Here is a 12,391-nt window from a genome sequence, read left to right on the forward strand (position 1 = left end):
CTAGAGGCAGACAATCACAGACAGGGAATAAAGACGCGGGCGAAGGAAGAAAAGGCAACACCTCTCCGGAATTTTGTGCGCCAATGGTTGTCTGGCGCACGCAATTCATCCCAACCAGAGGTGGAACTTTTTGAAGCTGAAGCCCCGCTCTCTCTCCTTCGTCACGCTCTGTTCCCTGACCTGGCTGGCCTCCGCCTGCGGAGAGGCCCCGAAGACCTCCAATGACACACCTCCCCGTGTGGTGGACGCCGCTCCGGGCGCCCCCGCAGGAGAGGAAGTTGCGCCCGCCCCGGCCCCTCCCGCCGAAGATGAAAGCGGTTCCGCGCAGGACGAACCGTCCCCCGGCAGCCCGACCCCTGGCACTCCAGCCCCGAGCGGTACGCCGCCCTCGTCCCAGACCTCGACGCTGGAGCAGCCCACCTATGTGAAGGAGTGGGTGGTAAGCCCTACGGGGAATGACGCAGCGTCGGGCACGGCGAGCGCGCCCCTGCGCACCATCAGCCGCGCCATCACGCTGGCCCGCCCGGGCCACCTCATCCGCGTGCTCGCCGGCACCTACGCCGAGCGCCTCAACTTCAACGGCTCCGTGTACGCGGGGACCACCACGGCCCCCATCACCCTTCGGGGCGAGGGCAAGCCGACCCTCGTCCCGCCCTCCTCGGGCTCCGGCGCCCAGATGATTCTGGAGCGTCCGTACTGGAAGATCAGCGGCCTCAACATCGACCTGAAGGGCAAGGCGGCCTATGCCGTCATCTTCGCCGAGAACGTCCAGGGCACGGTCCTCTCCCAGTCGGAGATCCACCACGCTGCCTACAACGCCGGGGTGAGCTTCCACCGCAACGCCAACGGCGGCACGCTGGAGAACAATCTCATCCACCACATCTGGATCGCCGAGGGCAAGGACGCCCACGGCGTCATGGTTCAGCCAACGGCCAAGAACATCACCATCCGCAACAATGTCATCCATACCAACTCGGGTGACGCCATCCAGTGCCACAGCCCGGATGGCTCGATGCCCGCGGAGCCGGCCACGAATGTCCTCATCGAGGGCAATGACCTGTACGGCAACTACGAGCAGTCCCTGGACATCAAGACCTGCTACAACCTGACCGTCCGCCGCAATCGCATGCATGACAACTGGACGCGCGGCAACGGCGCCATGGTCGTGCACATGTCCGCCAAGAACATCCTCATCGAGGAGAACGAGTTCTACAACGTGGGCGTGGGCGTGGGCGTAGGCGGAAACCACTACGGCCCCGTGCCCTCCGGCATCGTCATCCGGCGCAACCGCTTCCGGGACATGCGCACGGATGGAGGCTGGTCGGGTGGTGGCCTGGCGCTCGAGAACTCCGATGGCACCCAGGTACTCAACAACACCTTCACGCGGCTGCCCGGACCGGCCATCAAGGCGGGAGGCGGCACCGGTGGCGCCACCTCCAACCTGGTGGTGAAGAACAACCTCGTGGACGTCGCCCAGGCCCTGAGCGTGGGCAGCTACGCGCCGGGCCTGAAGGTGGACACCAACCTCTACAAGTCCGGTGCCAGCTTCGTGAGGACGGGAACCAAGATGGACTTCACCCGGTGGAAGAGTCTGGGTTTTGACAGCCGCTCCTTGCAGGGCGATGCCCAGCTCAACACGAGCACGCTGGTGCCCGGCCCGGTCGCCGTCGACCGCGGCGAGCTGCTGAACCTCAGCTATTGCGGCAAGGCTCCGGACCTCGGTGCCGTGGAGACGGGCTGCTAGGCCTGTCCCTGGGGGCCTCCCGCCTCTCATCAGTAAGGAGGGAGGCCCCGTAGCACCCACCCACCGCCACCGGTGGGTGGCACGCAAGCGTGCAAAAGCCAGCGGTCGCGTCCGCGGGCACGCGCACCCGCACACCCCACCCCTTTACGGGGGTGCCTCCCATCCCCATCCTTCCGCCCACACTGGGGATGGGGGAACACCTTCGGTCCGAGGCCTCGTGCCACGGCGTCGGTAGGGGCGTGATGCGAATTGCACTGATGATGGGACTGGCGCCCAGGAAGCTCGGCTCCTTCGAGGGGTGGCTGAAGGGGTTCTGCGAGGTGGCACGCCAGCGGGGCCATCACGTGGACGTCTTTGGCAGGGCGCCCATCCATCCCAAGTTCGCGCAAGCCCTCCAGGACCTCGGTTGCGGATGGGAGCTGCTCAACAGACTCGAGGAGAAGCCGTGGCGCGCGGCCCGCATGCTGGCCTCGTGTTATGACGTGCTGCACCTCAACCTGCTGCCGCCGCGCGGCCTGGTGTCCAGAATCGCCTATGCGGCCTGGCCGGCCCGGGTGCTGTTCATGTTCCGCTCGGACCTGCCGCCTCCCGGCCCGGAGCCCTTCGGACGGCCCGCCCTGCGGTATGTACTGGACCGGTTCACCCTGCTCCGAGTGGCACAGATTGGAGCGGTGTCCGACTTCGTCCTGAGCAAGCAGCGGGCCCGATTCAGCTTCGACCCCGCGCGCAGCCGCACCATCTACAACGGGGTGGACGTGGAGCGTTTCCAGCCCCGGCCCCACGCGCCGCATCAGGGCTTCAACATCCTGACCGTGGCCAACCTGCGACCCCACAAGGGCGTGCACCACGCCATCGGTGCGCTGGCGTACCTGCGCCGGCCAGAGGTGAAGCTGACCCTGGTGGGAGACGGGCCCGAGGTGCCCCGGCTGCAGGAGCTGGCCCGGAGGCTGGGCGTCGCCTCGCAGGTGGAGTACCTGGGAATCCGCAATGACGTCCACCTGCTGATGAACAAGGCGGACCTCTTCGTGCACCCCTCGAGGGCAGAGGGCTTCGGGCTGACCATCGCGGAGGCGATGGCGAGCGGCCGCGCGGTGGCCGCCTTCCGGGTAGGAGGCATTCCCGAGCTCATCGAGCACGGCCAATCCGGACTGCTGGTGCCGCCTGGAGACGAGCAGCGGCTCGCATCAGCCATCGACATGCTCCTCAGCAACCCGTCGTACCGCCGCAAACTCGAGCAGAACGCCATGCAGCGAGTGCGTGAGCGCTTCGACGTGCGCAAGACGATCGGCCATCACGTCGACTGGTGCGAGGAGGTGCTTGCCTCGCCGCAGGGCGTGGCCGGACGGAAGCCTGCCATGCGGGCCGGTGCCGCGGGTGCAACCGCTCCAGCGGCAGAGCCGGAGCGGAGTGAGGAGCTGCCGCTGAGACGGGAAGAGGGAGGCGGCGTTTGATAGCCGAGGGCAAGAAGGCACCGGGCGTCTCGTTCCTGCTCGGCAAGGCGAAACCTCTGGTGATCGCGCGCCTGATTACCGCCGTGCTGACCACCGCGATTCCGATGGTGCTCGCCCGGTTGCTGGAGCTGCATGTCTACGGCACGTACAAGCAGCTCTTCCTGGTGGTGCAGACGCTGACGTACGTGCTGCCCTTCGGCTTTCCGCAGAGCGTCTACTTCTTCGCGCCCCGCTCCGAGCACAAGCGGCCCTTCTTCATGCACAGCATGATGTTCACCACGCTGGGCGGGGTGCTCGCGGCCACGGGGCTCTGGTTCGCGATGGGCGAGCTGCTGCCAAGGTTCTTCTCGAACCCGACGCTGAGTGAGTACCGCGTGCCGGTGGCGCTCTATGCGCTCTTCTTGATGAGCGGCAAGCCCCTGGAGATGTCGCTCACCTCCCAGGGGAAGACCCGGGCCGCGGCTATCTGCTACCTCGTGTCCGACACCCTGCGCGCGGTGATCATGGTGGTACCGGTGCTGCTCGGCATGAAGCTGCTGGGCGTGATGTACGCGGTGGCGGGCTTCGCGGCGCTGCGCTCCCTGGCCTCGTGGCTGGTGCTCATCAAGGGGAGCACCGGTCCGCTCTACGACCGGCAGCTCTTCCTGCGCCAGCTCACCTATGCCCTGCCCTTCGGCCTGGCGGTGGCGATCCTCATTCCCCAGCAGTACGCGCATCAGTTCGTGGTGTCCGGTACGATGGCGCCGGAGGTCTTCGCCCTCTATGCGGTGGGATGCTTCCAGCTCCCCATCGTGGATCTGCTCTACACGCCCACCAGCGAGGTGCTGATGGTGCGGCTGGGGGAACTGGAGAGGGCGGGCCTCATGCAGGAGGCGGCGGGTACCTTCCGGCAGGCGGTGCTGGAGCTGAGCCGGTTCTTCGTCCCGCTGGCGGCCTTCCTGGTAGTGGTGGCGCCGGAGTTCATCGTCGCGCTCTTCGGGGAGAAGTTCCTGCCGTCTGCCCAGGTGTTCCGGGTGGGAGTGGTGAGCGTGCTCCTGGCCACCCTGCCGGTGGACGGCGTGCTGCGCGCCCGCAACGAGACGCGGCACATCCTCATCTCCAACGCGGTGAAGGCGGCGGTGACGGTGCCACTCGTGTACTTCGGCGTGCGGCAGTTCGGCCTCATGGGGGCCATCGGCTCCTGGGCCATCACCGAGCTGGTGGGAAAGACGATGCTGATGCTGTGCCTGCGGCGAGCGCTGTCGCCCACGGGGGAGTTGCTCTCCTACCGGGAGTTGCTCCCCTGGCGCGCGCTGCTGGTGACGACAGGTGCCACCGTCCTCGCCACCCTCGTGCTGCTGTCGGTGCGGGGATTCGCCGCCAACGAGTGGGCCCACCTCGCGCCGAGTGGCCTCCTCTGGCGCCTGAGCCAGGTCGCGGTGCTGGGCCTGGTGTTCGGCACGGCCTACCTGCTGGCCCTGCGCATGGCGGGTGTCCGCGTGTCCAGTCTCCTGACCCAGCCACGCGGACAGCGGGCGGCCTGAGTCACCCCTCCCAGGTGTTCATCATCGCGCGCACCCGCTCGTAGCGCTCCAGCAGCTCGGCGCGCTTGGCGGTGAAGAGCACCATGAAGCCCACCACGCCGACACCGAGCAGCGAGAGGAAAGCGGCGCCCATGCGGTGGTCCCGGATGCCGAAGCGCGCCAGGTTGGCGAGCACGCACGTCACCAGGAAGGCGCTGCCCAGGTACACGTAGGAGCGGATGCGCAGCGCCATGCCAGCCGCCACGCCTACCACGCACAGCAGGACGCACAGCAGCATGGACCGGCCGTCCTGGAACATGAGCGGCTTCCACGCCCCTGCCACGTAGACGAGGGTGATGGCCATTGCGCGCAGCTTCGCCCGCGTGTCCGGCTCGAGCGCCTCCTGGAAGACGCGCAGCAGCACCAGCAGCGAGAGGCCAGCGGGGATGACGTAGTACTGAGGCTCACCGGCCCCGGTGCCCAACCACACGAAGAAGAGTGCCGAGTTGAAGGCGCCCACCGAGACGAGCGAGGCCATGCCACGCTGCGAGGGGTGCGCGGCCAGCGCGGCGAAGTGCGCGGCGTAGCCCACCAGCAGCGCCGCCACGTACAGCGGCTGGTTCCACGGCGCGGTGAACAGACCCGCCAGGGGGAAGAGGAAGGCTCCCCACAAGGCCGGTCGGCGGAAGACGGGCAGCCCCGAGCCCTCGCGCATGGCGAAGACGTAGAGGCCGGAGAAGATCGCACCACCCACCAACGCCGCGAGGCTGTCCGTCGTCCCCAGCCCCGAGGCCAGCGCATGCAGGCGCACCGACAGGTAGCCGAGCACGACCGTCCCAACGGCGAGGAAGGCGGAGCCCTCGTCCTTCTCGCGCACGGCACGGCGCACCAGGGCGAAGAAGAGCACCGCCAGGCAGACGCAGTCGACGAGCGCCGCCACCACCACCCCGGCTGCCCCGGGCACCAGCACCAGGCCGCCGAGCACCTCCACCATGGCCACCACCGCGAAGGAGTGCCCCACACCTCGGCGGATGCGCTCGCTCGCGAGGAACAACGCGGCCGTGGCCAGCAGCGCACTGACGGCCCCGAAGAACGGGAGGATGAACTCCGCGCCCTTGCCCGTGGAGAACAGCGCGCCCACGTGCGCGAGCAGCGCGTGCAGCCCCACCAACGAGGCCACCCAGCCCACCACTGCGCGCTCCGGGCGCCGGTACACCACCGCCCAGGCCGTCGTGATGCCGGAGAGGAAGCAGACCGCCGTGCCCGGGTGCTTCAAGTCCCTGAGCCCGAAGAGGGAGAGGAGCGACAACACCCAGCCCGCGTGGTGCAGCGCGGCGCCTACGGCCACGTCACGCTCATCCAGCCAGGTGCCCGCCATGCACAGCACGAGCCCCGTGACGCTCACCACCGCGGGCGCCCAGAGCGGAGGCACCGCCGCAACGAGCACTCCCGCGAGCAGCCCGGCGGCCACGTTGGCCATCTCCCGCTCGCGCGACACCATCAACACCAGCGAGGCGAGGCCTGCCAGCAACGCCACCGGCAGCGGCAGCGCGCCTGGCCCGCGGTCCACCAGGTGCACCACCACGGGCACCGCCGCGGTGAGGGCACCCGCCATCCACAGCGGCTCGCTCCAGGTGTCGGGGAGCCCCGGAGACAGGCGCTCGGCCAACCGAGTCAGGGCGCGCTGGATGCCTCCCAGCTGGCACAGGGCCGACAGCAGGGCCGCACCGAGCGCCACCGCCGCGAAGGCCAGCGCCGCTTCCGGGCGCCACTCGAGGAAGCCGTGCTCCGCCGTCTTGCCCAGGGAGGCTCCGGCGAACACGAGCACCGAGGCCGTCAGCATCCAACGCTGCGACAGGAGGAAGGTCCCCACCAGCAGCACTCCCGCCAGCAGGGCGATGGCTGCCGGAGTAGGCGCCTGCAGCAGCAGGGACCATCCGCAGAGCGCGAGCGCCCCCACCACGGTGACGGGCCGCAGCGACGCGTCCGGTGGCGAGCGGAAGAAGGCCCACAGCGCGCCGGGGGTGTGGTGCGTGAGGAAGCCGAGCGCCAACAGCAGGACGATGCCTCCCAGGTGGAGCGGGAAGCAGAAGAGCAGCAGGCTCACCCCGAGTCCCACGCGCACCGAAGGCCTCGGCCCGGGCAGCAGCACGAGGGAGGCCGCGAGGGGAGCGAGCACCCAGGGCTCGGCATTCGTCTCGGGCACCAGCACCACGCCCACCAGCATCAGCGCGGCCTGCATCCACAGGGAGAGCTGGCGCACCGTCTTCTCCTCGGACGTGCCGAGCAGGAGGTGACGGACGGCGGGCAGGTGCTCCGCGGCGCGCACCACCGCGAGCGCGAGCAGCGGCAGCGAGACCGCCCAAGGCATGGGCAGATCCGTCTCGAGGACGAGGAAGAGCGAGAACAGCGGCGCGAGCCCCGCGAAGAAGGGCTGGCGGTTGGCGCGCGTCCAGACCAGGGGCAGCAACACCGCGCCCGCGAGTACGGCCAGTGACTCGCCCCCGTGGGCATCCACGCACGCGAACAACAGGAAGCACAGGGCACAGAGCGTCGCCGCAAGCGCGAAGCGGCGCTCCCCAGCGAGGACCCGGAAGGCAGCGCGATGCGACTCGAGGAGGGCCAGGAGGCTCAGCAACGTGGCCAGCGCCAAGGCCTGCGGGGCATGGGTGGACTGGAAGACGTAGACGGCGGCCCACAGGGAGGAGACGACGACACTGACAGACGGGTGCAACGCACGCGCGGTGAGCAGGGCCGCGAGCGCCACGGCGAGCACGAGCGGGTACGGCTGCTCTCCGTGTGCCGCCGACACTGCAAACACCGGGTAGATGAGCGCCACGATGCCCGCGGTGAGGGTGCTCGCACTCCGGCCCCAGCGCGCGGCGGCCACCGAGGCCCCCAGGGCCCAGGGGACGAAGAGGGCGACGGACAGGGCCGGCGTCATCCACGGCCAGGCGGAGATGTTGCCAACGCGGGGCAGCAGCGCGAAGCCGGCGAGGACGACGGCGAGGGGACGAACCTCGGGCGAGACCCGCGAGGCCACGGCCACGGCGGCGGCGGCCAAGAGCACGGTGAAGCCGAACCAGGGCACCTGAATGGAGATGCCCCAGAGGAACGCCAGGAGGGCATAGGTGACGCCGGACCAGCCGAGCAGCCGCGCACGACCTCCGAGCCCGCCCAGGGCTGCGAGCCCCAGCGCCGAGACGGCGAGCGCCAGAGGCACCCACGACGGGTCGACAAGGCTGGCGAGCTTGGGCACGACGGCGGCGGCACCGAAGGCCGCGACGGCGAGCAGGTAGGGATTGGCGAGGTTCCACGCCACGAGGAGCGCGGCGATGCCACCGAGCACCATGCCTATCAGGGCGGAGGCACTGGCGCCCGCGCCGAGGGCGAACACGAAGCCGATGAACGAGAGCCACGCCACCGCGCCGCTGAAGGCGAGACACGTGCGGCGGGTGCAGACGAGCGACAGCGCGGCGAACGCGAGCGCCACCCCACCGCAGATGAGAGAGGCCCCCGCGGCGCCGAAGAGGGCGTAAGCGGAGATCGAGAGGAGGAAGGAGAGCGCAGCACCAACGATGGACAGGTAGAGGCGCTCGAGGAACAGGCCGCTGGCCACGCAGACGACGATGAGGCCCAGTGCGGTCCAGAAGGCCGGGCGCTGGTCCGGGCCCAAGTGCCCGAGGAGGACGAAGAGCGGGCTGGCGATGGCAGTGGCGCGTAGGAGCACCTCGGAGCATTCCGCATCACGAGCCGAGGAGGTCCGCTCGGAGCGGAAGCGCAACCACCCGGCGAGGATGGCGCCCGCGAGGACGAAGGGCACGGCCGAGAGCGCCCCGTAGTGGAACGGGAGCTTGCCGGCCACGGGGTAACCAAGCGCGGCCTTGAGCGAGTCGAGCAGGGCCTGCACAGCGCCGGGGACGAGCTGCCCCGCGGAGGCATACGAGAAGTACGCACCGGCATAGGCGAGGTACACCCAGCGCACCCGGGGCAGCTCGCCGCGGGAGAGGCCGAACACAGTCCAGGTGAAGACGGCCGCGGTGAGGAAGAAGGCCGGAGGCGAGCCCGTAGCGGCGAGCGCGAGGCAGCCCACCTGGAGCGAGGCGATGCTGACCGAGAGCGAATCCGCGGCCTCGTGGGGAGGGAGGCGGCGGAAGCCGAGACAGGTGGCGAACAGGAAGGCGAGGAACGGGGCGTAGCTGCCAAAAGCGGGAGGCACGCCGGCAGCGGCGAGGGCCAGGTGCAAGCGGATGGCGTAGAGCAGCAGCAGGTAGAAGGGCGCGGCGAGAACAAAGGCGAGCGCCTTGGAGCTGCGGGGCTCGGGAACGGGCCTGCGCGACAGCACGAAGAAGAGGACGCAGGGCATCACGTCCAACCAGAACGCGAGAGCACCCACCCGGGCGAAGAGAGGCGCGAGCCCCATCATCAACGTGGAGCCAAGCAGTGCGAGCTGGACGAGGGGGCGCGAGGGAGCGTCGAAAGACTCGGCGGGCTTGCGAACGAGGGCGGCGGCACCAACGGACCAGCCGAGGAGCAACGGGAGGAGGAGCGCGAGCGGCACGCCGTCGAGACTGAGACTGTCGAGGGGCCCGAGGGCGACACCAGCGAGGGGAGCAACGGCGGCGCCGATGAGACCGAGGATACGGCCGGCGCTGGAGAGAGCCTCGCGGCGGGCGAGCAGAGCGCCACAAATGGAGAAGGCGGCGGAGTAGCCCGCGGTCATGCCGAAGACGACGAGCGAGCGCGAGAAAGAGGTAAGGCCGGCCCAGCTATCGAAGGCGAGGTAGAGAGAACCGGCGACGATGAGGAAGGCGCCGATGAACCAGCCGATGCTCTCATAGAGGAAGGGACGCCAGACGGTGTCCCAGGTGGAGGCCTCCTCGACGATGCGAGCAGTAACGGAACGAACAGGAGGAGGATCGAAAAGGGGCTCGGTAACAACAGGAGGAAGCTGCGCCTCCACCCCCTCGCCGCCCGCCTCTCCCTCTCCCTTCGGGAGAGGGTCGGGGTGAGGGTATCGAGCCTCCCGGGTTGCGCCCGAGTCAACACCCTCTCCCTCTGGGAGAGGGTTGGGGTGAGGGTCTACCTGGGTCTGTGCCTCGGCCACCTGAGAAACAGCGGAAGGAGGCACCGGCTCGGCCGCGGGCGCGGCATTCACAACCTCTGGAGCACTCACGACCTCCTGCGCCGCCCCAGCCTCCCCCACTCCGCCAGCCTGAACAGGAGCAGGAGCAGGCGCAGACACGGACGCCGCAGCAGAAGCCCCAGGAGCCTCGGCGAGGACGGAGAGAAGGATGCGGACCTGGCGCTCGTAGCGCTGGGTCAGATAATTCCGGGCGCCCTTGGGGACATACGTGGAGTCCCAGTGCTGGAGCTCATCGAGGAGGAAGTGAACGTGGGCGAGCTCTTTCTCCAGGACTTCGCGAGGACGCGGAGTCATGGATTTGCCGCACGCGGCGCATTGCAGGCCGCCGAGGCGCTCCTGCCGGCAGGACGAGCAGTACATGGTGGGTGAGGCCCCCTACAACGACCATGCCGGGCACGAAGCCCAGGGAAATGAGGAACTTGGAGCCCGCGGTGCTACCCGCGTGACGCAGTGCGCCCGAGCCCATGTGCAGCGTACTTCACAAGTGGACACGAGCACACGGGGGCTACCCGGGCCGTCATCGCATGTGCCCAGGCGCCTCCGCCCCGCGGGAGCTGGAAGGAAGGCGCGTCCTCATTCCAGGTCACGGCCTTTCCCTGAAAGGGAATCCACCTCCCCTCCGAGCATCCTCCGCTGGACGATGACAGACCCCCGGGTACCAGGGAGAAACCCCGACATGGGGGCATATCCCTTGCGATGCCGCTGCCGACGCGTCGAGACGGGAATCCGTCATCCGATGCCGGCGGGGGTGACAGATGCGTTCGGTCCTTTGGGGAGTCATCGGTACGGTCCTGCTCGTCTCCTGCGGTCCAGGGCCGTCGTCCGGGGAGGAGCCGCCCCAGCGTCCGGCCTCCGTGATGGAGCCAGAGCCGGTCTCCGAGCCCGCCACTCCGGTCCCTTCGGTGCCTCCGGAAGAGCCGGAAGAGCCCGTCCCAGCACCCCCCCCACCTCCAGTCTTCGTGCCACGCTGGCCGGCGCTGCAGACGCAGGTGGAGCACTTCGAGCTCTCGTTCGACAAGGAGACCTGGCGGCGCATCAACGACCCGAGGACCGCCCGGGAGTACGCTCCCGGCCGCTTCAAGGCGCGCGGGGTGGAATACGTGGTGGGCTTGCGTCTGCGCGGAGATCAGGCCCGCTCTCACCTCAAGCTGAGTTGGAAGGTGAAGCTGCCCGAAGGGGTGAAGCTCGACGGGATGCGGCGCCTCAACTTCCTCGCCGAGTGGCTGGACGCCGGCTACCTGACCGACGCCTTCTCCTACGAGCTGATGCATGCCAGCGGCGCCTACTCGCCCCGGGCGCGCTATGCCCTGCTCACGGTGAACAGCAGGTACGAGGGCATCTTCACCCTGGTGGAGCAGGTGGACAAACCGTTCCTCAAGGCGCATGGGCTCGATTCCGACGGGAGCGTCTACCGGTGCGGCTCCAAGGACTGCGAGCTGAAGCTCACTCCGCCCGCGCACTACCAGAAGCCCTGGTCGAAGAAGACCAACGAGGACCAACCCTGGGACGAGCTCCACACCTTCCTCTGGAAGCTGTCACGCACGCCCGAGCACGAGTTCGAGGACTTCCTCCGCCAGCACTTCGAGCTCGACGCCTACCTGCGGTACATGGCCGTCGGCGCGCTCATCAGCCTCGGCGGCATCGACGACTCGGGCAGCTACCTGGTCCACGACCGGAGCGTGGACAAGTGGCTGTACGTCCCCTGGGATCTCAACAACACGCCCATGCAACTGCGGCGCAGCGAAGCGGTTGGCACCTCGCCCTCGGTGGACAGGTCCATTCCCGCCTTCACCCTCTATGACACGTTCATGGAGAGGACCTATGAGCACAAGGAGCGGAAGTACGGCGGAGCGCACCTGCCCTTCAGTGTGCTGAGCCAGCGCATCTGGGACTGCCCGCCCCTGCGAAACCGGGTGCTGGACCATCTCGAGCAGCTGCTGGAGACCGTCTTCACGCAGGAGGCGGTGGCCCGGCGCGCCGACGACCAGCACGCGCTCATCCGCGAGCTGCTCCAGGGAGACCCCTATGTCCAGCGCCCGGTGGCCCGGTACGCGCCGGAGTTCCTCGAGCGCTACGCCGCCGGGCGGCGGGACTTCCTCGCGAGGCAGATTCCCCTGGAGCGGCGTCGCGGAGAAGGCGGTGTGGTCATCAACGGCTTCGGTGTCGTGCCGGGAACGGCCGTGGAGGCCACGGGCGAGGTGGTGGGCTACATCGAGCTCTACAACCGCGAGGACAAGCCCGTGCGAGTGGGAGGCATGACCGTCACGGACAACCTCCGCCGGCAGTTCAAGCACCGCCTGCCACGGAAGTTGGAAGTGCCACCGCATGGAACGCTGCGCCTGTATGCGGATGGCAGGCCCGGTGCTGGCCCGACCCACCTTCCCTTCAAGCTCCAGGCAGGAGGCGGCGAGCTCGGGCTCTTCGACGGCAAGCGCATGACGGGCGTGGTGGACGTCACCTTCTACGCCCCACTGAGCCCAGGCCGGGCCTACGGGCGCATCCCGGACGGCGCGGAGCACTGGGACTGGCGTACTGCCCCGTGAGGATG

5 protein-coding genes are annotated in these 12,391 nt (G+C 68.9%); 4 read left to right on the forward strand and 1 reads right to left on the reverse strand.

The window, feature by feature from the left end:
• Positions 1-130 precede the first annotated feature (130 nt).
• The 3 genes from OV287_RS46200 (at position 131) to OV287_RS46210 (ending at position 4,718) form a co-directional block, all read left to right on the forward strand.
• Positions 131-1,744 carry a right-handed parallel beta-helix repeat-containing protein gene (locus OV287_RS46200; protein WP_267540449.1) on the forward strand — a complete coding sequence of 538 codons (1,614 nt, stop codon included), beginning with the start codon at positions 131-133 and terminating at the stop codon, positions 1,742-1,744.
• Positions 1,745-1,986: 242 nt separating this feature from the next.
• On the forward strand, positions 1,987-3,195 hold the full coding sequence (locus OV287_RS46205) for a glycosyltransferase family 4 protein (protein ID WP_267540450.1): 1,209 nt from the start codon (positions 1,987-1,989) through the stop codon (positions 3,193-3,195).
• Positions 3,192-4,718: a lipopolysaccharide biosynthesis protein gene (locus OV287_RS46210; RefSeq protein WP_267540451.1), complete on the forward strand. Its 1,527-nt coding sequence runs from the start codon at positions 3,192-3,194 to the stop codon at positions 4,716-4,718. Before OV287_RS46205 ends, OV287_RS46210 begins: the two co-directional genes overlap by 4 nt.
• 1 nt (position 4,719) lies before the next feature.
• On the opposite strand, the gene OV287_RS46215 is transcribed toward OV287_RS46210, so the two are convergent.
• The gene (locus OV287_RS46215) at positions 4,720-10,137 is read right to left on the reverse strand and encodes a hypothetical protein (protein ID WP_267540452.1); all 5,418 of its coding nucleotides are present in this window, start codon (positions 10,135-10,137) and stop codon (positions 4,720-4,722) included.
• 665 nt (positions 10,138-10,802) lie between these two features.
• Here OV287_RS46215 and OV287_RS46220 point away from each other — a divergent pair.
• On the forward strand, positions 10,803-12,386 hold the full coding sequence (locus tag OV287_RS46220) for a CotH kinase family protein (RefSeq protein ID WP_267540453.1): 1,584 nt from the start codon (positions 10,803-10,805) through the stop codon (positions 12,384-12,386).
• Positions 12,387-12,391: the final 5 nt, after the last annotated feature.

Origin of the sequence: Archangium lansingense (assembly GCF_026626635.1) — a bacterium.
GTDB classification, from domain to species: Bacteria; Myxococcota; Myxococcia; order Myxococcales; family Myxococcaceae; genus Archangium; species Archangium lansingense.

Bases quoted from the DNA above. Each gene is read 5' to 3' on its own strand.
- OV287_RS46205 (WP_267540450.1), top strand. From the start codon at position 1,987: ATGCGAATTGCACTGATGATGGGACTGGCGCCCAGGAAGCTCGGCTCC.
- OV287_RS46215 (WP_267540452.1), bottom strand. From the start codon at position 10,137: ATGACTCCGCGTCCTCGCGAAGTCCTGGAGAAAGAGCTCGCCCACGTT.